The organism is Humibacter ginsengiterrae, assembly GCF_054780115.1.
The window spans coordinates 46,185-71,669 of the sequence record NZ_BAAGWY010000012.1 but is presented as its reverse complement, the minus strand read 5'-3'; the positions used below and the strand labels follow the sequence as shown (position 1 = coordinate 71,669).

General features: G+C 67.6%; 27 protein-coding genes and 1 tRNA gene. 6 read left to right on the top strand and 22 right to left on the bottom strand.

Annotation, left to right across the window (positions count from 1 at the left end; translation table 11 throughout):
* Positions 1–34: 34 nt before the first annotated feature.
* Genes ACYVII_RS14115 through ACYVII_RS14105 form a run of 3 tightly spaced genes read right to left on the bottom strand, consistent with a single transcriptional unit; the run spans position 35 to position 4,979 of the window.
* Complete coding sequence (locus tag ACYVII_RS14115) at positions 35–913, bottom strand: carbohydrate ABC transporter permease (protein WP_460536141.1); 879 nt, start codon at positions 911–913, stop codon at positions 35–37.
* The gene (locus ACYVII_RS14110; protein ID WP_460536140.1) at positions 910–1,887 is read right to left on the bottom strand and encodes a carbohydrate ABC transporter permease; all 978 of its coding nucleotides are present in this window, start codon (positions 1,885–1,887) and stop codon (positions 910–912) included. Before ACYVII_RS14110 ends, ACYVII_RS14115 begins: the two co-directional genes overlap by 4 nt.
* Entirely contained in the window at positions 1,884–4,979 is a 3,096-nt protein-coding gene (locus tag ACYVII_RS14105) for an alpha-mannosidase (protein WP_460536138.1), read from the bottom strand. Before ACYVII_RS14105 ends, ACYVII_RS14110 begins: the two co-directional genes overlap by 4 nt.
* A 9-nt stretch (positions 4,980–4,988) precedes the next feature.
* Between ACYVII_RS14105 and ACYVII_RS14100 the strand changes: the two genes are divergently transcribed.
* Positions 4,989–5,135 carry a hypothetical protein gene (locus ACYVII_RS14100; RefSeq protein ID WP_460536136.1) on the top strand — a complete coding sequence of 49 codons (147 nt, stop codon included), beginning with the start codon at positions 4,989–4,991 and terminating at the stop codon, positions 5,133–5,135.
* A 98-nt stretch (positions 5,136–5,233) separates the two neighbouring features.
* On the top strand, positions 5,234–6,604 hold the full coding sequence (locus tag ACYVII_RS14095) for a glucosidase family protein (RefSeq protein WP_460536133.1): 1,371 nt from the start codon (positions 5,234–5,236) through the stop codon (positions 6,602–6,604).
* Positions 6,605–6,609: 5 nt separating this feature from the next.
* On the opposite strand, the gene ACYVII_RS14090 is transcribed toward ACYVII_RS14095, so the two are convergent.
* The 4 genes from ACYVII_RS14090 to ACYVII_RS14075 form a co-directional block, all read right to left on the bottom strand.
* Entirely contained in the window at positions 6,610–7,539 is a 930-nt protein-coding gene (locus ACYVII_RS14090; RefSeq protein ID WP_460536131.1) for a diacylglycerol/lipid kinase family protein, read from the bottom strand.
* Positions 7,540–7,710: 171 nt separating this feature from the next.
* Positions 7,711–7,783 (bottom strand) — tRNA-Arg (locus ACYVII_RS14085).
* Between the two features lie 86 nt (positions 7,784–7,869).
* Positions 7,870–8,337 carry an HIT family protein gene (locus ACYVII_RS14080; protein ID WP_460536129.1) on the bottom strand — a complete coding sequence of 156 codons (468 nt, stop codon included), beginning with the start codon at positions 8,335–8,337 and terminating at the stop codon, positions 7,870–7,872.
* A gap of 16 nt (positions 8,338–8,353) precedes the next feature.
* Positions 8,354–9,112: a dienelactone hydrolase family protein gene (locus ACYVII_RS14075; protein WP_460536127.1), complete on the bottom strand. Its 759-nt coding sequence runs from the start codon at positions 9,110–9,112 to the stop codon at positions 8,354–8,356.
* 130 nt (positions 9,113–9,242) lie between these two features.
* Between ACYVII_RS14075 and ACYVII_RS14070 the strand changes: the two genes are divergently transcribed.
* Both ACYVII_RS14070 and ACYVII_RS14065 read left to right on the top strand, forming a co-directional pair.
* Entirely contained in the window at positions 9,243–9,536 is a 294-nt protein-coding gene (locus tag ACYVII_RS14070) for a GNAT family N-acetyltransferase (protein ID WP_460536124.1), read from the top strand.
* Positions 9,537–9,693: 157 nt separating this feature from the next.
* The gene (locus ACYVII_RS14065) at positions 9,694–10,878 is read left to right on the top strand and encodes an acetyl-CoA C-acetyltransferase (RefSeq protein WP_460536121.1); all 1,185 of its coding nucleotides are present in this window, start codon (positions 9,694–9,696) and stop codon (positions 10,876–10,878) included.
* 5 nt (positions 10,879–10,883) lie between these two features.
* On the opposite strand, the gene ACYVII_RS14060 is transcribed toward ACYVII_RS14065, so the two are convergent.
* Positions 10,884–11,873 carry a serine hydrolase domain-containing protein gene (locus ACYVII_RS14060; RefSeq protein WP_460536119.1) on the bottom strand — a complete coding sequence of 330 codons (990 nt, stop codon included), beginning with the start codon at positions 11,871–11,873 and terminating at the stop codon, positions 10,884–10,886.
* A gap of 80 nt (positions 11,874–11,953) precedes the next feature.
* Here ACYVII_RS14060 and ACYVII_RS14055 point away from each other — a divergent pair, with 80 nt between their 5' ends.
* A complete protein-coding gene (locus tag ACYVII_RS14055) occupies positions 11,954–12,481 on the top strand; it encodes a methylated-DNA--[protein]-cysteine S-methyltransferase (protein WP_460536117.1) in 528 nt (175 codons plus the stop codon).
* A gap of 22 nt (positions 12,482–12,503) precedes the next feature.
* Here ACYVII_RS14055 and ACYVII_RS14050 read toward each other — a convergent pair whose 3' ends face one another.
* The 4 genes from ACYVII_RS14050 to ACYVII_RS14035 all read right to left on the bottom strand — a co-directional run bounded on the left by ACYVII_RS14050 (position 12,504) and on the right by ACYVII_RS14035 (position 15,261).
* Complete coding sequence (locus ACYVII_RS14050) at positions 12,504–13,799, bottom strand: LCP family protein (protein ID WP_460536115.1); 1,296 nt, start codon at positions 13,797–13,799, stop codon at positions 12,504–12,506.
* Between the two features lie 64 nt (positions 13,800–13,863).
* Positions 13,864–14,310: a hypothetical protein gene (locus ACYVII_RS14045; protein WP_460536113.1), complete on the bottom strand. Its 447-nt coding sequence runs from the start codon at positions 14,308–14,310 to the stop codon at positions 13,864–13,866.
* An 85-nt stretch (positions 14,311–14,395) separates the two neighbouring features.
* Positions 14,396–14,803: a DUF7882 family protein gene (locus ACYVII_RS14040; protein ID WP_460536111.1), complete on the bottom strand. Its 408-nt coding sequence runs from the start codon at positions 14,801–14,803 to the stop codon at positions 14,396–14,398.
* Between the two features lie 167 nt (positions 14,804–14,970).
* Positions 14,971–15,261: a hypothetical protein gene (locus ACYVII_RS14035; RefSeq protein WP_460536108.1), complete on the bottom strand. Its 291-nt coding sequence runs from the start codon at positions 15,259–15,261 to the stop codon at positions 14,971–14,973.
* Positions 15,262–15,305: 44 nt separating this feature from the next.
* On the opposite strand from ACYVII_RS14035, the gene ACYVII_RS14030 reads away from it, so the two are divergent.
* Entirely contained in the window at positions 15,306–16,940 is a 1,635-nt protein-coding gene (locus ACYVII_RS14030; protein WP_460536106.1) for an alpha-amylase family protein, read from the top strand.
* A 35-nt stretch (positions 16,941–16,975) separates the two neighbouring features.
* On the opposite strand, the gene ACYVII_RS14025 is transcribed toward ACYVII_RS14030, so the two are convergent.
* From ACYVII_RS14025 to ACYVII_RS13980, 10 genes are all read right to left on the bottom strand, one after another.
* Entirely contained in the window at positions 16,976–17,395 is a 420-nt protein-coding gene (locus ACYVII_RS14025; protein ID WP_460536104.1) for a class F sortase, read from the bottom strand.
* Positions 17,396–17,515: 120 nt separating this feature from the next.
* Entirely contained in the window at positions 17,516–19,018 is a 1,503-nt protein-coding gene (locus ACYVII_RS14020) for a LuxR C-terminal-related transcriptional regulator (RefSeq protein ID WP_460536101.1), read from the bottom strand.
* A gap of 170 nt (positions 19,019–19,188) precedes the next feature.
* Complete coding sequence (locus tag ACYVII_RS14015; protein ID WP_460536100.1) at positions 19,189–20,187, bottom strand: hypothetical protein; 999 nt, start codon at positions 20,185–20,187, stop codon at positions 19,189–19,191.
* A gap of 67 nt (positions 20,188–20,254) precedes the next feature.
* Positions 20,255–20,479, bottom strand: coding sequence for a hypothetical protein (locus tag ACYVII_RS14010; protein WP_460536098.1), 225 nt, complete (start codon positions 20,477–20,479; stop codon positions 20,255–20,257).
* Between the two features lie 2 nt (positions 20,480–20,481).
* Positions 20,482–21,003: a DUF6328 family protein gene (locus ACYVII_RS14005; protein WP_460536096.1), complete on the bottom strand. Its 522-nt coding sequence runs from the start codon at positions 21,001–21,003 to the stop codon at positions 20,482–20,484.
* A gap of 3 nt (positions 21,004–21,006) precedes the next feature.
* A complete protein-coding gene (locus ACYVII_RS14000; RefSeq protein WP_460536094.1) occupies positions 21,007–22,374 on the bottom strand; it encodes an NRAMP family divalent metal transporter in 1,368 nt (455 codons plus the stop codon).
* A gap of 105 nt (positions 22,375–22,479) precedes the next feature.
* Positions 22,480–23,364, bottom strand: a complete 885-nt coding sequence (locus ACYVII_RS13995) for a hypothetical protein (RefSeq protein WP_460536091.1) — start codon at positions 23,362–23,364, stop codon at positions 22,480–22,482.
* 293 nt (positions 23,365–23,657) lie between these two features.
* Entirely contained in the window at positions 23,658–24,329 is a 672-nt protein-coding gene (locus ACYVII_RS13990) for a DUF1345 domain-containing protein (RefSeq protein WP_460536089.1), read from the bottom strand.
* Positions 24,319–24,555: a hypothetical protein gene (locus tag ACYVII_RS13985; protein WP_460536088.1), complete on the bottom strand. Its 237-nt coding sequence runs from the start codon at positions 24,553–24,555 to the stop codon at positions 24,319–24,321. The genes ACYVII_RS13990 and ACYVII_RS13985 overlap by 11 nt, the downstream gene beginning before the upstream one ends.
* A gap of 75 nt (positions 24,556–24,630) precedes the next feature.
* Positions 24,631–25,371, bottom strand: a complete 741-nt coding sequence (locus ACYVII_RS13980) for a hypothetical protein (protein ID WP_460536086.1) — start codon at positions 25,369–25,371, stop codon at positions 24,631–24,633.
* Between the last annotated feature and the right edge of the window lie 114 nt (positions 25,372–25,485).

Below are 25,485 nucleotides of genomic sequence, written 5' to 3'. Positions count from 1 at the left end.
GTGGATGTGGTGGTGGGTTGGGGGTGACGCCGGTTCATTTCGAGATGGTCCCCAGGGATCCGATGCCCTCCATGAAGTAGCGCTGGGCGAGGAAGAACAGGATGAGCGGCGGCAGCATGAACAGCAGGTTGGTCGCCATGTAGTAGTTGTATTGAGATCCGGCGGTGTCCCCGAGGAACGAGGCCATGCCGAGCGAGAGGGTGAACTTGGATCCCGTCTGCAGGTACACCAGCGGGTTGAGGTAGTCGTTCCACGCGAACTGGAACGACATGATCGCGATGGTGATCGACACCGGTTTGGTGATCGGCAGCATGATCTTCGTGAAGATGGTCCAGTGCCCTGCACCATCGAGCAGCGCGGACTCGTCCAGGTAGCGCGGGATGGACTGGTAGTACTGCCTGGCCAGGAACACGAAGACCGGGCTGCCGAAGAACGCGGGAAGGATGAGCGGAACCCAGGTGTCGATCAGCCCGAGCGAGATGTACAGGTGCTGCAGGGGGATGAGGCCGACGATGCCGGGCACGAAGAGGCTGCCGGAGATGAGCGCGAACCAGAGTTTGCGCCCGGGGAACTCGATCCGCGAGATCCCGTAGCCGACCACCATCGAACTGATGACGGCACCGACGGTCGACAGCACGGTGACGATCACGGTGTTGAGGAGCAGCCGGTAGAAGTCGATCATGTTCGGCCCGGTCACGAAGTTCGACCACTGGAACTCCTTGGGAAAGAAGGTGGGCGGCAGCTGGTTGATGTCGCCGTTCGACTTCAGCGCGATGCTGAGCATCCACACGAGCGGCAGCAGCATCGAGACGGCGAGCAGCGAGCACAGCAGGTACCACGCGATGCGCGAGACCACGATCGGCACCCGCTGCGAGAAGGACGAACGAACGTTGCGGGCTGCGACGGATGTCATGCCTCACCTCCGGCGGAGAAGCGCCCCCGAGTGAGCCGGAGCATCCCGAACGTGACGATCATCACGATCAGGAAGAGGACCCATACCTCTGCCGTGGCGTACCCGAGGTTCGGGGACGCGATGAAGTTCGCGAACCCGTCCGAATAGATCTTGTACATCAGCAGGTCGGTCGACGTTCCCGGCCCGCCCTTGGTGAGGATGGCCACCTGCGTGAATGTCTGGAACGCGCCGTTGAGCTGCAGCACGAGTTGGAGCAACAGGATGGGTCCGATCATCGGAAGGGTGATCTGGACGAACCGGCGGACCGCCCCCGCGCCGTCGACCTTCCCGGCCTCCGTCAGCTCGACGGGTACCGCCTGGAGCCCGGCGAGGAAGATGATCATCGTGCCGCCCACGCCCCACACGCCCACGATGAGCACGGACGCAAGTGCGACATGGGAGTCGCCCAGCCACATGCTGGTCGGCAGATGGAGCGCGCGCAGAACCTGGTTCGCGAGCCCGTACGTCGGGTCGTAGATGTACTTCCACAGGGTGAGCACCGCGACCGCGGGGAGCACGACCGGCAGGTAGAAGATCGTGCGGAAGAGCTTCACGCCGCGAAGCGAACGATTGACGAGCACTGCAAGAGCCAGCCCGGCGGCGATCGTGGCCGGCACCGAGATGACGACCCAGAGCAGTGTCACCTCGATGGAAGGCCAGAACTTGGGGTCGGTCGTGAACATCTCGACGTAGTTGTCGAAACCGATCCACTTGGCAGGCGTGAGCCCGTTCCACTCGGTGAAGGAGTGATACAGCGACGTCACCATGGGGTAGCCGACGAACAGGACGAGCCCGATGATGGCCGGCGAGATGAAGAGGTAGCCGGCGAGGGCATCCCGTCGCTTCTTCGCCGACAGGCCGGGCGACCTCACCCGCCCTCTCGCCAGCGTCCGCGCGGGCGGCGCCGGCATGCTTTCGATGGTGGCCCGTGTCATCCGTTCTCCTCCTCGAGCCGGTCGTTCCGGTGGATCCGGAGCGTGATGATCTGAAAGGGACGGAACTGCAGCAATGCGGTGCCTCCCTCGTGGGGAAGGTGCTCGAGCGTGCGCTCGAGCAGGTCGACCACCGACGCGCCCGCAGAGTCGATGTCCCAGCTGACGGTGCCGCTCGTGCGGGCACCGAGTGCCTCGTACAGGCGTACGACGAGGTCGCCGGACCGGTCCTCGGCGAGCTTGACGCTCTCCACGACGACGCCCGCGCCATCGACCCGGATGATCGGATCCACGGGACCAGCTCCGATGCGCTCGCGCAGCGGCAGGTTCAGCCGATGCCCGGCGGCGACGGCGTCTGCGATGGTCGCATCGCTCACCAGTCGGTAGGCGAACCGGTGCACACCCTGATCGGCCTCCGGATCCGGATACCGCGGAGCCCTCAGCAGCGACAGACGGACGTTTGTGCCCGGCAGACCGCCGCCCGCCGGCTCGCGCCTGCGCACGTCGTGCCCATACGTCGAGTCATTGGCGATCGCGACGCCGAATCCGGGTTCACCGACGTGCACCCAGCGGTGCGCGGAGATCTCGAACTTCGCGGCGTCCCAGGTGGTGTTCCCGTGCGTGGGGCGCTGCACATGGCCGAACTGGATCTCGGAGGTGGATGTGTCCGTTCGCACGTCGAGCGGGAAGGCGACCTTGAGGAAACGCTCCGCCTCGTGCCAGTCGACCTCGATCTCGAAGTCGATCTCGCGTTGCCCCGGTCGCAGCGTCGTGCGCTGGATGGCGGAGGACCGCCCGAAGCGACGATGCACGACGACCGTGGCTGAGCCGTCCTCGTTCCGGTCCACCCGCAGGTCGTCGACCTCCTCCAGCACCTGCGCCGTTCCGAGGTAGTGCTCGTCGACGTCCCAGGCATCGAACGCGTTGGGCAGGTCCTGGTGCAGCACCAGTTCGCCGATCCGGCCGCCTTCCGGCACCAGTTCCCGCGCCCGTCGCACGTCGATGACGCTGGGCATCGCCCCTGTCTGGTCGATCGTGATGCGCAGGGCGCCGCCGTCGAGGATCGTGAGTCCCTCTTCCTGTCGCACCGCGACCGCCGACAGGTCAGGGTCCTGGCCGGGGGTGGCGGCGCTGAGAGCGGGCACGCCGAGAGCCGGAACGGAGGCTGCGTTGAACGCGACGACGCTCGTGCCGTGCCCTGCCAGCGCCTCGAGTGCGTGTTCGATGAGCGCCTCGAGCTCGGTGCGAACCGCCGCATAGTTCTCCGCCGCCTGCCTGTGCACCCATCCGATCGAGGAGCCCGGCAGGATGTCGTGGAACTGCTGGAGCAGCACCGTCTTCCACAAGCGGTCGAGTTCGTCGTACGGGTACGGGATACCCAGCCGGGCTGTAGCGGTGGCGCTCCAGAGTTCGGCTTCGCGCAGCAGGTGCTCGCTGCGGCGGTTGCCCTGCTTCATCGCTGCCTGCGAGGTGTACGTGCCGCGATGGCCTTCGAGGTACAGCTCGCCCACCCACACCGGGGCGTCGGCGTACTCGGCCTCGGCCGCTCGGAAGAACGACTCAGGTGTGGCGTGCTGGATGCGCGGCGACCCTTCCAGGTCTGCCTGACGCCGCGCCCGCTCCATCATGATGACGGTCGGTCCGCCTCCGCCGTCGCCGTGCCCGAACGGCACGATCGACATCGTCGCTCCCCCGTGGTCGCGGAAGTTGGATGTGGCGTGTTGCAGCTCGCGTGGGGTCAGTTCCGACAGATAGCTGTCTACCGGCGGCATGTGACTGAACAGCGTCGTGCCGTCGATCCCCTGCCAGCGGAACGTGTGATGCGGGAACTTGTTCTTCGGGTTCCCCCACGACAGCTTCTGGGTGAGAAACCATCGGTAGCCTGCGAGCGCCGCGATCTGCGGGAGAGCAGCCGTGTAGCCGAACGAGTCCGGCAGCCAGACCTCCTCCGGCTCGAATCCGAACCGGTCCGCGAAGTAGCGCTTGCCGTGCAGCATCTGGCGCACGAGTGCTTCCCCGCCCGGGAGGTTCGTGTCCGACTCGACCCACATGCCACCGGCCGGGATCCACTGCCCGCGAGCGACGGCATCCTTGATCCTGGCGAACAGCTCCGGATGCGTCTGCTCGATCCACGCATACTGCTGCGCCTGAGAGCACGCGAACCGGAACTCCGGATACCGGTCCATCAGATCGAGCACGTTCGAGAAGGTGCGAGTGCATTTGCGGATCGTTTCCCGCGTCGGCCACAACCAAGCCGAATCGATGTGTGCGTGCCCGATCGCGGCAAGCCGGTGGGCACTGCTGTCTGCCCCTCGCTTCAGCTCCGGCGCCAGGACCGCGCGCGCTGCGCTCGCGGTACCAGCGACGTCATCCAGATCGAGGGCATCGCACGCCCGGTCGAGCGCTGCCAGCAGGCGCACACGGCGCGGGCGCTCGGCGGGCAGCTCCTCCGCCCAGCCGAGCAAGACGTCGAGGTCGACCTCGAGCGCCTGCACCTCGGGGTCGAGCAGAACGATGTCGGCCCTGACCAGCCGATAGAGCGGAGGACCGTCGGCTGCGAGCCCGTCGCCGAGGTGCGTCGGCCGGAACTGGGCCGCGGCGATGTCGGGGTTGGCCGCGGCCTCCACCCACAGGTCGACGCTGGGCTCGTCGAGGCGAAGCGGTGCCCACTGCGAACGCGGGTGGATGCCCTTGACGATCGCGCCGTCGCGGCTGTGCACGAGGCCCTCGCATTGGAATCCGGGACCCGAGTCCGGTTCGAACCCGATGTCGATCATCGCCACGAGGGTCGGCGCCGTGGACGCGAGACGCTCGCGCGCCCGCTCCGCGCGTGTCACGGCATCGGCCCACCCGGCCGGCACCGTCCCGGTCAGGTGGAACCAGCTCGTCGTCCATGCCGGCCCCCACGGGTCGCCGACCGCAGCAGGCCGGAACGCCTCGGCCGGCGCAGTTGCGCTGACGAAGGGCTCCGGCTCGCCCGGAAGCGCACGCACGGTGACGTCGAGCGGCACCACGGCCGTTTCGGTCGCGGGGCGGACGCGTTCGCGGAGTACGCGGCGGGCGCGGTCGATCACGCGCTGGGGACTGCTATGCATGGTTCGGTGGTGCTTTCTCTGCAGGGTGAAGTCGACCTGCACGAGCATCTGGAAAGCCGTGCCGGGGTCGTAGTAGGTGCGCTCTGGAAGTCGACCTGGTGGGAGAGCGACTCCTCGAAGGTGTTCATGTACTGCGTCGCAACCTCATCGTTGTGAGAGCTCCTCATCGAGTGGACTCGTGAGCCGGGACTTCGGCCACGGCAATGAGTGTGACAGCGTTGACATCGAATTGTCAACGTTGACATCATGGTCATATGGAAGTCGCTTCGACGACCCGGCCGTGGCTCGGGCCGCTCTACGACAGCGCGGTCGAGACACTGGATCGCAACGTCGTACAGGACGCCATCGGCACCTTCGTCCGAGCCGGCGGCGGTTACGCAGATCCGTGGACCCGCGACGCGGCGCTCAACAGCTGGGGCGCGGCGAGCATCCTCAGGCCTGACATCGCGCGAGCGACGCTCCTGCGCGTCTGCGACAGACTTCCCGACGGCAGACCGGCCGTGGCTCAGGATGACCAGTGGTGGGATCAGATCGTATGGGTACTGGCCGCCTCGGATCTCGCCGCTACGACCGGAGACGTCGGCTTTCTCAGGACGGCATGGAACGTGGGACGCGCCACCGTGGAGATCCTTCACCGCGACCGCTTCCGGCCACCATGGGGTCTCTACGCGGGGCCGGCGCTCATGCAGGACGGCATCTCGGGGCTTCCCACCCCACCCGCGACGAGCGATGAGCCGAGCTCCTTCGTGCTCGACTATCCCGAAGCCCACGAGATCATGGCCCTGTCGACGAACGTGCTCTACGTGGCGGCGTACCGCTGTCTCGACGACATGGCCCGAGCATTGGGCGAGGATGCCTGCGACTTCGCCGACCGGGCGGATCACCTCACCGACGCCATCCGCCGCCATCTCGCAGACGGCGATACCTTCGGATACTTCGTGCACGGTTCCGGCGATCTCGCGGGCACCCTTGACCGGCACAGGGAGGCCGCGGGTCTCGCTCTCGCGACGATGTTCGGCGTCGCGCCGCCGGGTGCGGCGCCCGCGGTGCTCGGTTCAGTGGGGCGGGGTCCGGCTGGGGCGGTGAATGTCGTCCCTCACTTCGCCGACAGGTATTCGGATGAGCGGCCCGGACGCCACAACGCCATGTGCTGGCCCATGGTCATGGGACTCGTGGGCCTCGCCTCCTCGGTGACAGGCGACGCGGGCGGCGCCACCCGTGTACTCGAGGATTTCCGCGTATTGGTCAGCAACAGCGGCGGCCGATTCGACGAGGTGTACGACGCGCTCACCGGGAATCCGAGCGGTGGCTGGCAGTGCGGCCGGCTCTGGAACAGCGAGCCGGATCAGACGTGGTCTGCGACATCCTTTCTCCGCCTCGTGCACTTCGGGCTGCTCGGCATGAGGCCGCAGGCAGCGGGCCTCAGCTTCAGGCCGTCGCGACCGGAGCGCGAGATCGTGACCGCACTCGACCTGTTGTATCGCGATGCGATTCTCGACGTCACCGTCGAGCCTGGCGAGCGCTTCTCAGTCTCCGTCGATGGACGCGACGTGACGCGCTCAGACGTGCATGTTCCGGGCGGTATCACGGGCCACCACACCGTGAGGGTGACGGTTTCGGAGTGAATGCGCTACCGGATGCGGACGGCGTCCGGCTGGATACTGATCCCGATCCGGGTGGTCTCCCCGAGGTCGTCGCCGTCGACCTCGAACACGCGCGGCTCATCGAGCTCGATCGTGAGCGAAGTGACGCGTCGATGTGTGGTGCTGTCGCTGCTCTCGGCGGCGTCGTCGCCGGGCGTCATGAGCCGCTTCAGTCCGTTGTGCCATGCGAAGTTGCGCAGCGTGTCGGCCCAGCCCGCGATTCCCTCCGCGTTCAGGATCAGGAGATCGAGCTGGCCGTCGGCCGGATCGGCGTCGGGGAGCAGATTCAGGCCGCCTTGCAGGGTGCCGCAGTTGCCGACGATCACCGTGTGCGCCTGCTCCTCCGTCACCTCGGTCCCGTCGAATTCCATCCGGATGCCGATCACCTCGCTCGCGGAAAGAGCGCGTCCTAGGGACTCGACGTAGGCCACCCAGCCGGCCTTGTCTTTGAGATCGTCGTTCGTCTCGGTGATCATGTGCGCGTCGATCCCGAAGCCGGCCATGACCGCGAACGCATACCGTTCGGCGCCACCCTCCATGGTGACTTCGGCCCATCCGATGTCGATCGGCTTCGCGCTCCCCTCGAGCGCACGAGCGAACGCGGCGGACAGATCGTTCAGGGGCACGCCGAGGTTGCGGGCGAGAAGATTGCCGGTGCCCAGCGGAATGACGCCGAGCTCGACCTCCGCGTTCGTCTCGGCAAGGTGTTCGGCGACCGCCCGGACCGTGCCGTCGCCACCCGCGGCGAGCACGAGCTGCGCTCCGGCGTCGAGCGCCTCCGCCGTGGCTGCGCGACCAGGGTCCCGTTCGCTCGTCTCGAACCACGAGACCTTCGACTCACGCGAGAGCGCGGCCTCCAGGTCTTCTCTGCTGGTCTTCGACGGATTCCAGACGATACCCACGTGCTCGGCACTCATCGCAGCGTTCCCTCCATCGGGCAAAACAAAACCCCCGGCTCACGCTCGACTTCCGCGTGATTCCGGGGGCTTCTACTGTCTCAACACAGTGTGCGAGCCGCGCGCGGCTCGACAAGCTCAATCGCCTCGGTGACGAAAGCAAGTTTCCGTCTCTCTCGCCTCAATCACTTGTGCGCCATGAGGGATTCGAACCCCCAACCTTCTGATCCGTAGTCAGATGCTCTATCCGTTGAGCTAATGGCGCGCACGGCGTCGACCGGCGGTTTCGCTGCCTGATCAACCTGACGACTATATCAGGCGGAACGAAGGTGCTCGTAATCGGGAGGCGGCCTAGGCGAGGGCTGCCCGGATGCGAGCGGCCACGGCATCCGCTTCGTCCTGGGACGGGTACGCGTGCCGCGGCCCGAGCCAGAAGCGCAAGCCGTCGCCCTTCGAGCGCGGGATGACGTGCAGGTGCAGGTGCGGAACCGACTGCGAGACGACGTTGTTGACGATGAGGAGCGAGCCATCGGCATCCATGGCGCTCTCCACGGCGCGCTCGAGCGCCTGTGAGGTACGCAGCCACGGCGTGGCGAGTTCCTCGGGCAGCTCGTCGTAGGTCTGCACGTGCCGCCTCGGCACCATCAGCACGTGACCCGGGAACACCGGGTGAGCGTCGAGGAACGCCACGAAGTCGTCGTCGCGGTAAACCTCGCGGGCGGATGTCTCGCCTTCGGCGATGCTGCAAAATACGCAATTTGCAGCACCGCCCTCGACGGAACCTCTCGCGGAGAACGCGGCGCGCGATTCGACCGGCATCGGACTCTCCCGTCGCTCAGGCGAAGATCTCGTCGAAGAAGTCGAGCTGGGCCTGCCAGCTGCGGGCATCCGCCACCGGGCGGAAGTTCTCGCCGGGCACGGTGAATGCGTGCGGCGCGCCGCTGTATGTCACGACCTGCCAGTCGAGGTCCGGCACCGCCCGCAGCTCGTCCTGGAACGCGTGCACCGCCTCGTCGGGCACGACGGGGTCGACGCCGCCGGTGAGCACGAGCAGCTTGGCGCGGATGGCATCCGCATCGCTCGGATCGTGCGTGATGAGGCGTCCGTGGAAGGAGACGACCCCGCGGATGTCTGCCCCGGTGCGCGCGAACTCGAGCGCCGCGGATCCCCCGAAGCAGTACCCGATCACGGCGATGCGCGACTCGTCGACCTGGGGCAACTCGGCGAGTGTCTCGTACGCGGCCTGCACCCGGGCGCGAAGCAGCGGGAGGTCCTGGTAGTAGCGGCCTGCGAGAGCGGATGCCTCCTCGTGAGTGGGCCGCACATCCGCTCCGTAGATGTCGGCGACGAAGGCCACGTAGCCGAGCCGAGCGAGCATCTGTGCGCGCATCTCGGCGTTCGGGCCCACTCCGAGCCAGTCCGGCACCACGACGACGCCCGGCCTCGGTTCGCCGGCCGCCGCGTCGTGGGAGACATATCCCTCGAGCTCGGTGCCGTCATGGCCGTACGTGATCGTGGATGCCTCCAGGCTGGCTCCGGACGGGATCGGAATGCGGGCGAGAAGCGTCTCGTGCGTGGCGGGCAGGTCGGTCATCGGCGGCTCCTTCTGTGGGTCGTTGCTCACGTTACGCCGGGCGCACATCGAGCTGTCGGGAGACGACATCCGCCGGGCGCGCGCCGAGCTGTCGGACACCGGGTTGCGGCGGGCGACATAGCCTGAGGACATGGCCGAGGAATACGCGCACGAACCGGATGCCCACCGCTACGTACTCCGCGTCGACGGCCAGATCGCGAGCGTCGTCGACTACACGGTGCTCGGCGACGCGCTCTCGATGACGCGTACGTTCACGAATCCCAACCTGCGCGGACGCGGCCTGGCCAGCAAGATCGTCGAGTTCGCCGTGAACGACGTCGAGCACAACACGGACTATCACGTGGTGCCGATGTGCTGGTACGTGGCGCAGTGGTTCGACCAGCACCCGGAGCGCGCCGACCTGCTGAAGGCACGCACGGCATAACGGGATGCGGCGGCCGGCACGCGAGCCATGCCGCGGCGCCGAGCAGCGCCACCAGTGGCGCAGCAGGCTCAGGGCATCCGGCTATCCTCGAATCGAAGCCGCGGCCGTGCCATGAGCCGGCGCGGTGTCGCACATCGGTCTCCCACGAGGACATTCAATGACGAATTCATCAGGCCGCTCGGCGCTCATCGCGTCGTACGCGCGCACTCCTTTCCTTCGGTTCAACGGCGGGTTCGCATCCGTCCCGGCTGTCGAACTCGGCGCCCACGCGTTGAAGGCCGCGATGGCGCGAGCGGGCGTCAGCCCAGAGCAGATCGACATCGTGCAGGGCGCACAGGTGGTGCAGGCCGCAGCGGGCCAGAACCCGGCGCGACAGTCGGCGGTGAAGGCCGGCATCCCGATGACCGTGCCCGCGATCACGCTGAACGCGGTCTGCCTCTCCGGCACGCTCGCGATCGCCGCGGCCGCCAAGCTCATCGAGGACGGCGAGGCCGACGTCGTCGCGGTCGTCGGCCAAGAGTCGATGTCGCTGGCGCCGCACGCGTGGTCCGGGTCGCGAATGGGGCAGAAGTACGGCGCGATCGAGTTCGTCGACACGCTCGAGCACGACGGGCTGACGGATGCCTTCCAGCACGTCTCGATGGGCGCCTCGACAGAGGAGTACAACAGCAAGCTCGGCATCACGCGCGAGGAGCAGGATGCCTACGCCGCGTCTTCCCACCAGCGCCTGGGGGCCGCCGCCGAGTTCGTCGCCGGCGAGATCGAGCCGTACGGTGTGCCGTCCCGCAAGGGCGCGACGACCTACTCCGCCGACGACGGACTGCGCGCCGACACGACGGCGGAGAGCCTGTCGGCCCTGCGCCCCGCATTCGCGAACAACGGCACCATCACGGCGGGCAACTCGTCGCAGATCACGGACGGCGCAGCTGCGCTCATCATCGTGGGCGACGACGTCGAGCTGTCGGTGAAGCCGCTCGCTCGGATCGTGTCCTCGTCGTTCGTCGCCGGTCCCGACACGTCGCTGCACTCGCAGCCCTCGAACGCGATCGCCACCGCGTTGCGCAAGGCGCACGTCGAGGCATCCGCCCTCGCCGCCGTCGAGATCAACGAGGCATTCGCCGCGGTGTCGGTGCACTCCACGCGTGAGCTCGGTCTCGACCCGGCGATTGTGAACACCGACGGCGGGGCCATCGCGCTCGGGCATCCGCTCGGGGCATCGGGTGCCCGCATCGTCGGGCACCTCGCGCGGCGCCTGCAGCAGGCCGGAAGCGGCAGCGTAGGCGCGGCGGGACTGTGCGGCGGTGGCGGTCAAGGCGCCGCGATGGTGCTCGAGGCCCTGTAAGGCCACTACGCATAAAGGGCGTCGCCGACCAGGCGCCGCAGCTCGATCACACCGCTGTCCGACCAGCGGGTGGGATGCACGCGGTTCGTCAGCAGCGTCCAGGCGCGGCGGGCGTCGAAGTCGATCCAGAGCCCGGTGCCCGTGAAGCCGGTGTGACCGATGGTGGCGGGGCTGCAGGCCTCGCCGCCCGACCAGCCCTCGTACGGATGCTCCCACCCGTAGGTGCGCCGCGGCCCGACCGGGGTGCGCATCAATTCGACCGACTCTTGCGACGCGCCCGTGCCGTCCAGCAGCCCGCGCGCGAAACCGAGCACGGATGCCGCAGTGCCGAACAAGCCGGCATGCCCGGCACCCTGCAGCGCAGCCGCGTTCTCGTCGTGCACCGTGCCCACAAGCATCCGTCGCCGCCACGGGCAGTACTCGGTCGCCGCCGCCTGCGCCGGATCGGCCGACCACGCGAACCCCTCACCGGGGTCGAGGTCGCGGATGCGCGCCCCCGCGAGGCGCTCCAGCACGAAGCCGAGAAGCATGTAGTTGAGGTCGGAGTAGGCGGGGTCCCCGTGCGGCCAGTCCCGCTGGATCACGAACGCTCGCAGCTGGTCGGGGTCCGTGCCGTACGTGTACACCGGGAACGTCGCGGGCAGACCGCTCGCATGCGTCAGGCAGTCCCGCAGAGTGATGCGACGCTGCCAGGCATCCGGGTCGAACTGCCGCAGCTCGGTCAGCACCTGAGTGACGGGCGCGTCGAGGTCGAGGATGCCCGCAGCAGCAGCATCGAGGATGCGCGGCGTCGTGAAGATCACCTTCGTCAGCGACGCGAGGTCGAACCAGGTGCCGGCCGTCATGGGGCGCTCGTCGGGTTCGCGCTGCGCGAGCCCGACCGCGCGCACCTGCGGCTCGGGCTCATCCAGGTCGAGCACGCCGAGCACCGCACCCGGGATGCGGCCCGACTCCACCCACTCGTTCACCAGGTCGAATGCGGCGTCGAATCCCATGCGTTTCAGCGTACGGCCTCACGTTTCAGGCACCGCGGGCGTCTGCACAATGAAAGAGGAACGAACGCGAGGAGTTCAGCATGAGCATCCGGCACGCCACGATCACGGCGCCGCAGATCTCGGAGCACATCGGCGAGATCACGATCGTCGCGGAAGACGACGCCGTCGTCGGTATCTACTACCCGGGGCATTGGACGAAGCCCGATCGCTCCGCCTTCGGACCTGAGGTGCCGCACAGCTCCGACCCGGCCATCGCAGCAGCGGTGGAGCAGCTGCGCGACTACCTCGACGGCCGGCGCGACACGCTCGACTTCGCGATGCGGGCCAATGGGAGCGACTTCGAGGAGCGGGTCTGGGGCATCCTGCGGCAGATCCCGTATGGCGAGACAGTCACGTACGGCGGCATCGCCGAGCAGCTCGGCGACCGGTCGCAGGCCAGGATCGTCGGCCAAGCCGTCGGGCACAACCCGCTGTCGATCGCCGTGCCATGCCATCGCGTGGTCGGCGCCGACGGAAGCCTCACCGGCTACGCGGGCGGCCTGGAGCGCAAGCGGTTCCTGCTCGGCCTCGAGGGAGCCCTCGAAGAGCACGCGCCGACGCTGTTCTGACGCCGCCGGCGGGCACCCTCCGTCAGTTGTTGCCCTTCGAGCAGGTCTGCGTGGCAGCGGTCTGGCCCTTGACGTCCTCCGGCAGCGCGACCGCCGTACTGCCCGAGCCGCTGCCGCCGCCCGCGCTGGACCCGCCGGACGGCGTTCCCGACCCGCTCGAAGCATCCGATGGCGCTGGTGTACCCGTCGGTCCCACCGCACCCACGCCCGTGCCGCCGGTCAGCTGGATCGGCTGGTCGTTCTTGACCGCCTCCATCAGCACGTCGGCCGACGAGTGGTCGGCGACGACCTTGCCCGGGTCGTCCGAGTCGCTGCCCACCGGGTACTGCACGAACGTGATGTTGTCGTACTTGAGGTTCTTGCCGGCCATCGCGATCTGGTAGAGGGTGGTCACGTTGTTCAGCGAGTCAGACCATTGGATGTGCTGCTGCGCGGCCTTCACGAGACCCCACATCTTGACCGGGTTCGTGAGCGTCTTCGGGGTCATCACGGTGCGAACGAGCGACGACAGGAACACCTGAGTGTTGCTGATGCGCCCGAGGTCGGAGCCGTCGCCCACGCCGTATCGGGTGCGCAGGAACTCAGCGGCCTGCATGCCCTGCAGAACCGATGTGCCGTCCGGAAGGTCGAGACTCGTGTGCTCGTCGTGGATGCCTCCGCCGGTGATGCACACCGGCACACCGCCGACGGCGTTCGACATCGCCACGACGCCCTCGAAGTCGACGACACCGGCGAACGGGATGTCGATGCCTGTCAGGTGCTCGATGGTCAGCACCGTGCACGCGACGCCACCGTTCGAGAGCGTCGTGTTCAGCGGTTGCGACGACATCGCGCTGTTCCAGCCGCCCTTGCCGTCCGGACACTTCGGGATCGGGAGCATCAGGTCACGCGGAAAGCTCACCACCGTCGCGTGGGTGTGGTCCTTCGACAGGTGCAGCAGCATCGTGACGTCGTTGAGCCCCGCTCCCGAGCTGTCGTCGGTGGTGCCCCAGGCGTCACCCTGTCCCGTGCGCGTGTCACTAGCGAGGAGAAGGATATTCACACCACCGTCGAGCGCGCCGATGTCGGGAATGGAGCCGAGCTTCCCCTCGCCGACGAGGTGCACCGACGGCTTCTTGTCCGACACGAGGTTCGCCGCGGCGACTCCGCCGATGCCGAGCACACTCACGAACGCGACGACGACGACGGATGCCACCACCTTGCCGAATGTCGCCCACGGCTTGCGGCGCAACCGGCCGTGCCGCGCTATGGCGTGCAGGGGCTCTGACGCGGCGTCGGCGCTACGCCGTCCACGCTGCGTACTCCTCGATGCTGCCACCGGACCACACTAGGGCACGCAACCTGTACAGACCCACAGCGGGCTGGAGCCATTTCCGGCAGGATCAGTCGACCGAGACCAGCCCGCCGAACTCGTAGTGCACCGTCGCGCCGGGGCCGGGCTCGCCCGCACTCAGCCGGTACAGCGAGGGCAGCGCACCGGACGCGTGTGGGAGCGAGCCGTCGTCGGCATCCGTGCCGTCCTCATCCGATTCGTCCACCGCGGCACAGATCATGTCGGCGTCGAAGTCCTCCGGATCGAGCTCCATCACCTGCCCGTCGAACTGACCGCCGTGCAGCACGGCGTGGAAGGTGGGGCCGGAATTGAGGATGTCGGTGAGCTCGCTACGAAACTCGTCGAGGCTGAGGGATCGGTTGGCGCCCACCAGCAGAGCTACCCGCTCGAGCAGGTCACCACGCTGGGATTCGCTCAGCGCAGTGACGGACTCGACGAGCTCGCTGGCATCCAGGGCAGCCAGCAACTGCTCCGGGGTCGGCTCGATGTCGTCCATTTGCTTGAGGCTAAGTCGCTTGTGCCGGTTACCGCGACAGCACACGGAGTGTCGCGGAGTCCGCACGCGACCCGCGTTAGGACCACTAGGGCGCCGGCACCTCGCGGGGCGGAAGCGGCGAACTCACCTCGTCGAGCACGGTCCTGATCCGCTGCTGCACGGCGGGATCGGAAGCGGGGCCCGACCCGATCAGCTCCGCTTCGTCCTCGGTCATCACCACCATGCCGCGCATGCCGTGTGACGAGCGACTCAGCGACTCGAGCCACTTCGGGTTCAGCGGCGGCGGCACGGGCTCGTTGAAGAGGAACTGCAACTGGATCGCGGGGCTCAACCAGATACTGATCCGCCCGCCCCCGTCTTCCGGGGCGACCCGCCAACTCAGAAGAAAGCCCTCCTGCAGCCGCAGCTTCGAGGTGATCGCGATCTTCAGATGTGACAGAGTGCGGTCGTCGAAGCGGTACTGGGCACGATCGTTGTACACCAAATACCCCATGTACCGATGATTCCACCTCTGCAGTCATTGCGGCAGGGCGAATGCGGATCGGGGATGGCTTGTCAAGGCATCCCCGGTACGCACCGGTCGTGCCTAAGGTGCGACTCACGATGGCACCACGAAACCCGGGCGGCCGGAGCAGCTCCGGTCGCGCACGACCCGAGAGTTCATTCCCCGGCGGGGAGAGCGTCGATCCGCTCCGTTCTGTCCTGAAGTTCGGAAACCGTCGGGTCATCCTCGATGTCGGGCCCGTACTCTTCGACGGGCTCGCTGACGAGTTGGCTGGACGGTCCGATCAGAACCTCGATCTTGTCGACCTCCCCGCTGGTGAGTCGCCCTGGCACATACACGGCGTCGGCAAGCCTCCGCGACGCGAGAGCGCGAGCGTAGTCGAGGAGCGCCGCGGCGATGCTGTCGCCGGTGTAGAAGACAGTTCCTGCATAGACGATTCGGCGCATGGGTACAGCCTTCATGCCCAGGCGCGCAGGATCGAGGCCTTGACATGAGCGAAACGTCCTGGCCGTCGCACGGTTACGTCTATGGCGTGGACGTTCCGCGGTTCCGCGACTCGAACGGCGACGGCATAGGCGACCTGCCTGGCGTGCTCGAGCGTCTCGACTACATCGCCGACCTCGGCGTCTCGTGGATCTGGCTCCTCCCCTTCTATCCGAGCGAGCGGCGGGACAACGGATACGACGTGGACGATCACGTCGGCGTCGACGAGCGCTTCGGCACGGTCGACGACTTCGAGGCCCTGGCGCGGGAGTGTCACCGCCGCGGCATCTCGGTGCTGGCCGACCTGGTCATCCATCACACGTCTGACCGGCATCGCTGGTTTCAGGAAGGCCGACAGGATCGCTCATCGCGCTACGGCAATTACTACGTGTGGGCGGATGAGCCGGTCGACGTGCCGAACGACGTGAACGTGTTCCCGGGCGAGGAGAACGACGTCTGGACCTATGACGCGTCGGCGCGCGGCTGGTACCACCACCAGTTCTACGAGTTCCAGCCGGACCTGAACCTCGCCAACCCCGAGGTGTTCGAGGAAATCGTTCGGATCGGCACGACGTGGCTGGAGCGCGGCGTGGACGGCTTCCGGCTGGACGCTGCCATCCCGGCTGTCACGAGAAAGCCCACCCTCGGCACCGAGGTCGATGACCGGGTGTTCTTCCGGCGACTGCGCACCCGCCTCGCGGAGACGCGGAGCGACGTGGTGCTGGTCGGCGAGGCCGACCTACCGCCGGACGCCATCGCTCCCCTCGTGCACGGCGGGCAGATGGATGCCGTGCTCGACTTCGCGCTCAACAACAACGTGTTCCTCGCGCTCACCCGCGAGAACCCGGACGCCATCTGCCTCGCCCTCGACAGCCTCGACACCGCCGTGCCCGTGCCGGCGCGAGTGAACTTCATGCGCAACGCGGACGAGCTCGACCTGCAACAGCTCACCGACGACGAACGCCGCGAGGTCTTCGCCTCGTTCGCGCCCGACCCGGAGATGCTGCTCTACGGCCGTGGTCTGCGGCGCGGCTGGACACCGATGATGGGCAATCCGCAGCGGTTCCGCATGACGCTCAGCCTGCTTGCAGCACTGCCCGGCGTACCGCTCCTCCTGCAGGGACAGGAACTCGGCATCGGCGACGACCTCTCGGTGGAGGGCCGTGGCGCCGGCAGACCGACCATGCAGTGGTCGGACGCCCCGGCCGGCGGGTTCAGCGACCGGCCGGATGCGCCGTTCGTGTTGCCCGCGCAGCGCTCCGGCCCATACGACTTCGCCCATGTCAACGTCGAGCAGCAGCAGGCGGACGACCGGTCGCACCTGGCGCTCGCGCGCACTCTGGCGAGACTGCGCACGGATGCCTGCCTCGGCATCCGTCAGGCCCGCCGCGTCCCCCTGCCGGGCGCGCCGCAGGTGCTGGCGCTGCGTACCTGGGACAAGGCCTCGCCCGGCGACACCATCACGCTGCACAACCTCGGGGCCATGCCGCAGCCGATCCGGCTCGACCTGCGAACGACCACGCTGCTGGGCGAAGAGTGGCACGGTGATGCACTCGGCGCGTACGGATTCGCCTGGTTGCAATGCCTGGAGGAGGGTGCCGATTCGACGGATGCTGTGCCCGGCGCATCGATGCCGGCCTGATCTCGTCCGCCAGGACGGGCGAGAGGGCGAGCATCTCATCGGTTCTCCACACGACGTGCTTCGATGACCATGTTCTGAAGCGAGGGCCCACCTTGCGGGCGTTGCAGACAGGTGATCACGACCAGCCGGTCGGGAGTGTTGTCCCAGATCGCGGATGCGTAGGCGATGTCGGGTTTGCGAATGGCGGTGGTCCCGGTCACCCGGTAGGCAACTCCGTCGACTTCGATGGTTGCTCCCAGGGCGATCCTCGCCGTCTGCCGTTGGACGTCGATGAGGTAGTTGCCCGGGCCGACGCCGCCGTTACGCAGCGAATGCATCACGACGAAGACGGTCCCCTTCGCAGCGTCTTGGAGCGAGACTCCTTCGTTCCGTATCCAGTAGGCGGAAGTGAACCCGGGTGGTTCGATAAGCCCGCCGACCGCGTTGAGGGCGCCGAGCGGAACGTTCAGACCCACGGACGGGGCTATGAAGCGCCCAGGGCGCTGATGTCAAGTCAAGGAGAGCCCCCGGGTTGCAGGAAAGCGTTTGCACCGACTATCACGCCGAATCTCACCCCTTTGCCACCCACTCGGGGGTCACATCGTTCGCCGAGCCAGCCACAGCGCATCCTCCCGGTTGTGCACCCCGAGCTTGCGATACAGCCCGCGGAGGTGGCTCTTCACCGTGTTCGGCGACACGTGCAGCTTTCGGGCGAGCTCGGGGATGGAGACATTGTCGGCGAGCCCCTCGAGTACCTCGCGCTCACGACGGGTGAGACGGGGTCGGGGATGCGGCGTGAATCTGACCGGGATACCCGCGATGGGCCTGTTCAGAAGGGGCGCGATTGCAGCGCGCAATGCCGGCGATGCCTGAGTCACGCTTGCTAGCGCGCCCGTGGCGTTCACGGCCGAGGCGGTGAGTTCGACGACCCGGTCATCCACCGTGCCCGATGCAGCGAGTTCTGCCTCGGCATACACGATGGCCTTTTCAGCTTGGTGGGCCGAAGGCATCCCGGCCGCAGACTCGTCGTCCTCGATCAGCGACAGAGCACCCGCAGGGTTCCCCTGCATCCATTCCTGCCGGGCGAGCGCCACTCGGGTGCCGGGCCAGCTCGATGAAAGGCCGGGCGTGTTCAGCACGCGATGAGCTCGTCGGAGGTCACCCATCGACTGCTGGAGCGTGGCGAGGTCCGCTCGGAGGACGGTGCCGGCCAGTGCTCGCGGATCGCTGCGCGCTCGTTCACTCGCCAGTGCATGCCCGATCTCCTGGATCGCCGTCAGCTGGGTCCCGCTCACCACCGCGTCGATGGCGCGCACATGGATGGGCACCCACCACCAGGTGCCCGAGGCCGACAGGGCGAGTCGGCTCAGCGCGATCTCCGCGTTCCCGGTCTGCGAGCCCACGAGCACGAGCGCGAGCGCAAGGATGCCCGCCTCCTGGTAATGGAACCGGATCGTTCCGGGCGTGTGCGGCTCGACGCTCAAACCGAGGAGCAGCTCACGCGCTTGGCGGTACTGCTCCGACAGTGCGTAGGCGAACGCCAGGTGCTCCCGCGCGTATCGTGCCCATGGATGCTCGAAGCGCACGGTCGCCCACCGCAGCGCCTCAGCATAGATCGCCGTCGCCTGCTCCAGTTCTCCGACCAGGAGCTTCGCCGTGCCGCAGCGCAGCAACACAGAGGGAAGGACATCCGGAAAACCCTCCATGTCGTCTGCCGAGTCGATGAGCCGCAGCGCCTCATCCGTCATGGCCGCGGCCTCCCTGTACCGCCCGGCGGCCAGAAGCGCGCGCATGCCTGGCTGCTGAAGACCGAGCAGATCGCGCACCGCTGGATGCTCCTGGGAGCCCACCCAGTCGCCGAACTCCTGCAGCACGGCACCATCGATCAGCATCACGGGGCGTCGTGCCGCCTCGGCGATCGCGCGAGACATCACGTTGCGCGGATGCCGCTGGTACCACTCCGCGGGCGCGGCTGCGAACACCTCCTCGAGCAGGTCCGGATGTTCGAACAGATAGAAGAAGAAGTCCTCGTCGAGAACGTGGTCCACCTCGTCCCAGTCGCCTGAGGTGACCGCCCCCGCCAACCGATACTCGTCCACCAATACCTCACCAAAGTCGTCGCCTTCTCCCCGCAGCGCACTGGATGCGCGTCAGCAAGACGCGTCAGAACGCCAGATGCCGAACGGGAAGCCCAACAGGTCTCGTCTTCTGCCCTCAGGCACGGGCATCCCACGGATGCCACGGCGCGGCGAAGACGAATCGGGTCGGCTCAGTCGGGAGGAGAGTCGGTATCGAACGTCGGGGTTGAGGCAAGCCGGTCGTCGGCGGCAGGCAGCACAGAGAGCACTGCGTGTTCGACGATGGGAACGTCATCGGGCGAGGTGCTGACGGCGGCTCCGCTCGAGGAGCCGCTCCCCGGGGCGGACTCCTGGCCAGGTGCGGAATCGTGGGATGGACCGTTCGGGCCTGGGCTGTGTTCCGAAGGCTCCGAAGGAGCAGCGGGAACCGATGACGATCTGGCCGGCGAGTTCGACTCTCCGGCGACACGGGAGACGTTCCGGGGCTCGGACGCCGTGCTCGGTACGAATTCCTGAGCCAACGGCGGAACGGATCCGGCAGCCAGTGAGGAGACAGAGGAGGAGCGGGAATCCGGGGTGGTAGCGGGGCCGGTGCCGGTGGCGCCGGTCGAGGTGCCTGGCGGCGTAGCGCCGTCGCCGTCACCGGGCGGTTGTGAACCGATGATGGTTCCTGTGATCGTCCCGACATCGCCGAGTGTGTCGTCGAGCAGCCCGGACACCGGTGCCGTGACGCTCGAGACGGATCCCAGCGTCGTGCTCAGCGTGGGACCCACGATGGGGAGATTCCCAGCGAGCTCGTCGACGGCGCCGGTCACCGGGTTCAGGATCGACGAGACGGAGACGGACTGCGTGACGGTCGTCACCGCCCCGGTCACCGGAGCAACGGCGTGCTGCACCGGGCTCGGGAGGGCTTGGGCGATCGGATCCACTATCGATGAGACCGTCGACGTGGCTGTTGTGGTGAGGCCGGAGACCGGAGCGGTGACCGTTCCGAGCAACGAGCCGACCGACCCGAGAAGTCCCGTGCCGGAATTCGAGCTCGACTGCGCATCCGACGATGTTCCGGATTCCTCTGCGGAGGCCGACATCGATCCGAACGCCAGCCCGAGGAGCATGAGACCGCCGGCGACTCCGAGCGCACTCAGCAGCAGACGCATGAGATGCCTCGGCACTGCCGCGGAGCGATCCATCGTTGTAGTCCCCCGGAGAACTGGGCGTTCCCGACACGCCCGCACCGACTCTAGCGGTGCGGCCCGCTCAGCGCGACGCCTCCTCCTCGACGTCATCGGCTAGCGCGTCCAACGCCTCAGGTCGCAGCTCGATGTGCTCGGCCCTCAGCCGCTCGTCGAGCACCTCGGCGGTATCACCTGGAACGCGCCCGTGCTCGATGTCTTCGATGACGTCCTGGGCGATCCGTTCCACGGCCGCCATTGTGTCGTTCTCCGCGCCGTTGTCAGCGACGTCGCGTGCGAAATCAGCCATGATCAGCCCTTTCCATAGGTCTCGTCCTCGACGGGAACAGTACCCGCCCGCCTGAACGCGAGCGGGAAGACCAGTAGCCACACGGCCATCGCCGCGGCGACCAGCACGCCTGCGATCACGCCGGCGAGAAGCGACGCCACCACATCGAACAGGAAGAACACCACGCCGGAGGTGAGCGCGGCGACGAGGATGAGCGCGAGCACGAGCATCCGATTGCCCTGCGTCACCAGCCACTCCTTGCGCTTGCGCCGGAACAGCGCGCGGTGCAGCGCGACCGGCAGCAGCCCTACGGCCGTCGTGGCCGCGGCGAGCACGATGAGGCAGAGGTAGATGACCTTCTGGTAGCCGCCGAGGTGCTGGAACCCGTACTGGAACGCGACTGTCAGAAGGAACCCGGAGAGGATCTGCGTGCCGGTCTGCGTCACACGCAACTCCTGCACGAGCTCCTGCCAGTTGCGGTCGGCGCGCTCGTCCCGCGTCTCGTCGCGTCCACCACGGCGGCCTTCGAAGGTCGCGGATTCCATGGGTCATCCTCCCGCGAGGGTGTACCAGATGCCGTAGGCGCCGCCGACGCACATCACGACGGTGGCGATCCATCCGATCGTCTGCGACAACCATCTGTTGCGGTATTTGCCCATGATGCGCCGATCGCGCCCGATCAGCATCATGATCACGAGAAATGGTCCGGCAGCGATGCCGTTGACCAGCGCCGAGAGCACCAGAAGCTGGATCGGGTTGCTCACGAAGATGGCGAGCACCGTGCCGGCGACGATGCCGACCGCGAGCAGAAGGTAGAAGATGGGCGCCTTCTTCGGGCTCTTGTCGAGGCCCCAATTCTTGTCGAGCAGGGCGGCGAGGCCTGCGGATCCGGATGCCGCGAGCACCGGCACCGCGAGGATGCCCGAGCCGATGAATCCGATGGCGAACAGGGCACCGGCCCAGGTACCGGCTATGGGCTCCAACGCCTTCGCCGCCGCGGCTGCGCTCGTCACCGTCTTGTGATGGGCGCCGAGCGTGGCCGCGGTGGCGGCGATGATCGCGAACATGATCAGCACGCTGAACACCATGCCGGTGAACACGTCGACGCGGCCGCTGCGCAGCCTTCGCTTGGCGCCCTTCTTCGTGCGGTCATCGAGCCTGGGCGCGCGGTCTCCTTCGAGCTTCTCGTCGCGCCCCTCTTCGATGCGCTGTGCTGTCTGCCAGAAGAACATGTAGGGACTGATCGTGGTGCCGAACACGGCCACCGCCAGTCCCAGGTACGCCGGCGTGAAGTGGAACTGCCCGCCGATCAACCCCACGAGAACATCGCCCCACTTCACGTGCGCGACGAAGAGCACGCCGACGTAGACCAGCAGTGCCAGGCATAGCCACTTGAAGATGCGGCCGATCCACTCGAACGACCCGGCTATCAGCGCGACGGCAATGCCCACGCCGGCGATCGCCGACCAGAGCGGGGCCGGTCCGGCATGGATCATCTCCATGCCTTGCCCGATCGCCATCAGGTCGGCGGAGAGGTTGAGGCAGTTCGCGACGATCAGCGCGACGACGAGGACGATCACCGCGACGCGCCAGCCCTTGTCGAACTTGCGCCGGATCAGCTTGCCGAAGCTGTCGCCGGTGGCCAGCGCGGTGCGGTCGCAGATCTCCTGCACGGCCATCATGAGCGGCAGCGTGACCGGCACCGTCCACAGCAGGCCGTTGCCGTACGTGGCCCCGGCCTGCGCGTACGTCGCTATGCCGGAGGGGTCGTCGTCGGCCGCGCCCGTGACGAGGCCGGGTCCGAGCACGCGAAGGAACCGGATGACCGGGTTCTTCTTCGCGTCGCCGCGGGCATCCTTCTCATCGTGATGCTGTTCGTCGTCCGCGGCGGGGTGCGCCTTCGAGTCCACATCCATCGCCGCACCCTTCGGCCATCGCATGTGCACGGTGGCGAGCAAAAGCATCCTTCGCGCCGGCTCTCGGCAACTAGGCCTTGCGCGGCACACCCGTCGTGAAGTAGCTCAGCGCGTCGTGAAGCACGCGAGCATCGCGTCGGCGACCTCGCCGGCAGTCAGGCGACTCGTGTCGATCACGTGAGCCCGCTGCGGGCGAAGGTCGATCGACTCGCTCTCTGCGACGGCCGCGGCGATCGAGTCATCCAGTGCTGGTCCGCTGAGTCCTCGGCGGTGGTTTCCCTGTAGCGGCGGGCCCTCACCACGTGCTCGCATCCCCATGCGTTCAGCCAATGCCGCGGGCGAGGCATGCAGCCAGAACGTCTTCGCGACGACATCCCGGCCCCAGCTGCGCTCCAGCAGGCGTATCGAGGCCGGGTCTCCGCTCAGCACGACCGTCTGCGCCCCTGCTCCGGCCAGGCAGGATGTCACGGCGACCGCGTTCCGCGCGCTCATCGAGACGTGACCACGGGATCCGCCGTCCCTTCCCAGGAACCCGAGCTGATGGATGTCGAGGTATGCGACCGCAGCGCCCCTCCCGGCAAGTCTCGAGAACGTCTGATAGCCGACGGTGGAGATCCCTGCTCCGCCGGGCCCCGCGATCGTGATGACGGTGTTCGGGGCGGTAGGGCTCGGTTCCGCGCCGAGGGGGACGGTCGCAGGCTCCAACCGCGTCAGATGCGCCAGGGCGGCCTCGGCGATCGAGGCGACGACATCCTCGGGCGGCCGACATGTGGTGTCGATCCGCACGTCGGCGAAATCGGGTCGCATCGCGTGGGCGTACGCGACGGCATCCTCCGTGAGCTCGAGAAGCCATCCCCGCTGGCGCACGCGCTCCCGGATGCTGTCCGCGTCGGCCTCCAGGCAGACGGCGAGCACTCGGTCGCGAGGAACACCGGGCAGGAGTGCCGAGAGATGCTCGGCGTCGTCCGCGAGCCCACCGACGACGAGCAACTCCGCGCCGTTGTCGCGGATCCCCGGTCGAGCGCGGGAAGGGAGGATGCGATGAGGCCGGTCTCCGAGGCACCGATACCGCTGGCGAGCCGGAGCTGGTCGGCATCGACGAACGCGGCTGTCACTCCCGCGTCGGCGAGCGCCGCGAGCAGGCGGTATCCGCTGGTCGACTTGCCGACACCCGAAGTCCCCAGGAGCCACACGACGGGGAGAGTGACCGGGCCGACGGCATCCGGCACCACGTTGTCCCCCTGTGCCGCCATGACGACGACTCTAGTGACTGCGAAGGACCGTCAGGATGACGACGTGGAGAGACCGGCCACGAGGTTCACCGTCGTGGCCAGGATGACCGAGCCGAACAGGTACGACAGGAGCATGTGCTTGAGCACGGCTGCGCGGATCTCGCGCGAGTGCAGGTTGGTATCGGAGACCTGGAAGGTCATGCCGACGGTGAACGCGAGATAGGCGAAGTCGACGTAGTGCGGCGGCTGCTTCATGTTGAAGTCGATGCCGCCGTCGGGCTCCGTGTAGTACAGCCGGGCGTAGCGCAGGGTGAACAGCGTATGGATGAGCAGCCACGACAGCCCGACGCTCAAGACTGCGAGCGCCGGTGCAAGCGCCTTCTCGACACCGTTGCCGGAGCTGGCAGCGATGAGGCTGACCCCGATGGCGCCGAGGCTGACCACGCTGGCGATGATCAGCAGCACGTCGATGGCCGGCCGCGTCGGATCCTCGCGCGTCGCGTGCGAACGCGTCTGCTCGTCGTTCAGCTTGCGCACGGCCAGCCACACCCACAGCACATAGGTGATGCAGGCGACGTCCCAGCCGATCACGGGTGCGTCCTCCTGTGCGCCGAGCAACGCCGCGACGCCCCCGGCGACCAGGCCGGCGACTGCCATCACGATGATGCGGTGGTGCGAGCGGTGCTCCAGCCACCGCTTCGAGAACGGCTCCTCATGCGACATGCGACCTCCCGGCATCCGTACCCCGGGTTCGCCTGCGCCGCTTGCGCGCGCCGAACTCGACCGGCAGCGAGAGCGCGAGTCCGGCGAGCACCAGGCCGATGACAGGCCAGAGCAGCGTCAGCGTGCCCGCGAGCACGCCGATGACGAACAGCACGAGGCCAAGGGCGTACAGGCAGGCGGATGCCCAGGTCAGGGCGTCCAGTGTTCGTCTCGATGGTCGTTCCACATGTGGCACCCTGCCCGAGGAGCGCTGAGAAAGGTAGCGCTTGCCGACGGCCGGAGAACATGGCAGGGGTGGCGGTCAAGCGGGCAGAGTGCCGGTGGGTTCGCTCCAGGTGCCGTGCTGCGCGAGCACCTCATACGCGATGCGTTCCAACGCGGAGGGACAGTGAAGCGGGCCCCGCTCGGCGACGTCTTCGGGTGTCGAGCGGAAGACGAACTTCGCCACGCTGCGCAGGGCTGAGTCCGTCGGTTCGGCGGGTGCGACCTCGAAACGCTCGGCGAAGGCGCGCAGATTGCTCTGCTCGGGCAGCGCACGCAGTTGCGGATCGAAGACCCAGCTGGTGCAGACGTAGGTGCCATCCGCCCCGAAGTACTCGCGGGCCAGCCGGAGAGAGTCGTCCACAGATGCCGGGGTGAGCGGTCCGGCCTCGGGAATGTGGATGCCACGACCCCGGGCATCGGCTTGCGTCTCGAACTGCAGACGTGCGAGCGTGACGACGCGCCCGAGGAACACGTCGATCAGCCAACCGTCGTCGACGAGATCGCCGTAGAGCTCGTCCTTGCGCTGGATGTCGGCGAGGGACGTCTCCGCGACCTCGCGCGGGAACCCCCGGGCGGCGAACGCGGCGACTGCATCGTCGTGCAGGTCGTCCATCGCCACCAGCAACGCGGTGCGCGACGTTGGCGGCAGGTGCGGGCGCTCTGCCGGTCCGGACACCGCAACGGATGTCAGCGCCGCCCGGAGCGCATCCTTCATCTCTTCCAGCCCACGGCGAGCGTCCAGAGCTCGGTCACCCGGTTCGGCCTCAGTGCTGCCCACGAGATGCGATCATCCCATGCGCTCGCCGAGGAACTCCGCGATGCGGTGCGCCAGCTCGTCGGGCGGTACCACGCGAAGGGGCCGCCGTGCGTTGCACGACGACCCCTTCGTTGC

Bases quoted from the DNA above. Each gene is read 5' to 3' on its own strand.
- ACYVII_RS14015 (WP_460536100.1), bottom strand. From the start codon at position 20,187: ATGGATCGCTCCGCGGCAGTGCCGAGGCATCTCATGCGTCTGCTGCTG.
- ACYVII_RS14005 (WP_460536096.1), bottom strand. From the start codon at position 21,003: ATGGAATCCGCGACCTTCGAAGGCCGCCGTGGTGGACGCGACGAGACG.
- ACYVII_RS14000 (WP_460536094.1), bottom strand. From the start codon at position 22,374: ATGGATGTGGACTCGAAGGCGCACCCCGCCGCGGACGACGAACAGCAT.
- ACYVII_RS14010 (WP_460536098.1), bottom strand. From the start codon at position 20,479: ATGGCTGATTTCGCACGCGACGTCGCTGACAACGGCGCGGAGAACGAC.
- ACYVII_RS14060 (WP_460536119.1), bottom strand. From the start codon at position 11,873: ATGGGATTCGACGCCGCATTCGACCTGGTGAACGAGTGGGTGGAGTCG.
- ACYVII_RS14105 (WP_460536138.1), bottom strand. From the start codon at position 4,979: ATGCATAGCAGTCCCCAGCGCGTGATCGACCGCGCCCGCCGCGTACTC.
- ACYVII_RS14055 (WP_460536117.1), top strand. From the start codon at position 11,954: ATGAGCATCCGGCACGCCACGATCACGGCGCCGCAGATCTCGGAGCAC.
- ACYVII_RS14070 (WP_460536124.1), top strand. From the start codon at position 9,243: ATGGCCGAGGAATACGCGCACGAACCGGATGCCCACCGCTACGTACTC.
- ACYVII_RS14035 (WP_460536108.1), bottom strand. From the start codon at position 15,261: ATGCGCCGAATCGTCTATGCAGGAACTGTCTTCTACACCGGCGACAGC.
- ACYVII_RS14095 (WP_460536133.1), top strand. From the start codon at position 5,234: ATGGAAGTCGCTTCGACGACCCGGCCGTGGCTCGGGCCGCTCTACGAC.
- ACYVII_RS14115 (WP_460536141.1), bottom strand. From the start codon at position 913: ATGACATCCGTCGCAGCCCGCAACGTTCGTTCGTCCTTCTCGCAGCGG.
- ACYVII_RS14065 (WP_460536121.1), top strand. From the start codon at position 9,694: ATGACGAATTCATCAGGCCGCTCGGCGCTCATCGCGTCGTACGCGCGC.
- ACYVII_RS14090 (WP_460536131.1), bottom strand. From the start codon at position 7,539: ATGAGTGCCGAGCACGTGGGTATCGTCTGGAATCCGTCGAAGACCAGC.
- ACYVII_RS14045 (WP_460536113.1), bottom strand. From the start codon at position 14,310: ATGGACGACATCGAGCCGACCCCGGAGCAGTTGCTGGCTGCCCTGGAT.
- ACYVII_RS14080 (WP_460536129.1), bottom strand. From the start codon at position 8,337: ATGCCGGTCGAATCGCGCGCCGCGTTCTCCGCGAGAGGTTCCGTCGAG.
- ACYVII_RS13990 (WP_460536089.1), bottom strand. From the start codon at position 24,329: ATGTCGCATGAGGAGCCGTTCTCGAAGCGGTGGCTGGAGCACCGCTCG.
- ACYVII_RS14030 (WP_460536106.1), top strand. From the start codon at position 15,306: ATGAGCGAAACGTCCTGGCCGTCGCACGGTTACGTCTATGGCGTGGAC.
- ACYVII_RS14110 (WP_460536140.1), bottom strand. From the start codon at position 1,887: ATGACACGGGCCACCATCGAAAGCATGCCGGCGCCGCCCGCGCGGACG.
- ACYVII_RS14075 (WP_460536127.1), bottom strand. From the start codon at position 9,112: ATGACCGACCTGCCCGCCACGCACGAGACGCTTCTCGCCCGCATTCCG.
- ACYVII_RS14040 (WP_460536111.1), bottom strand. From the start codon at position 14,803: ATGGGGTATTTGGTGTACAACGATCGTGCCCAGTACCGCTTCGACGAC.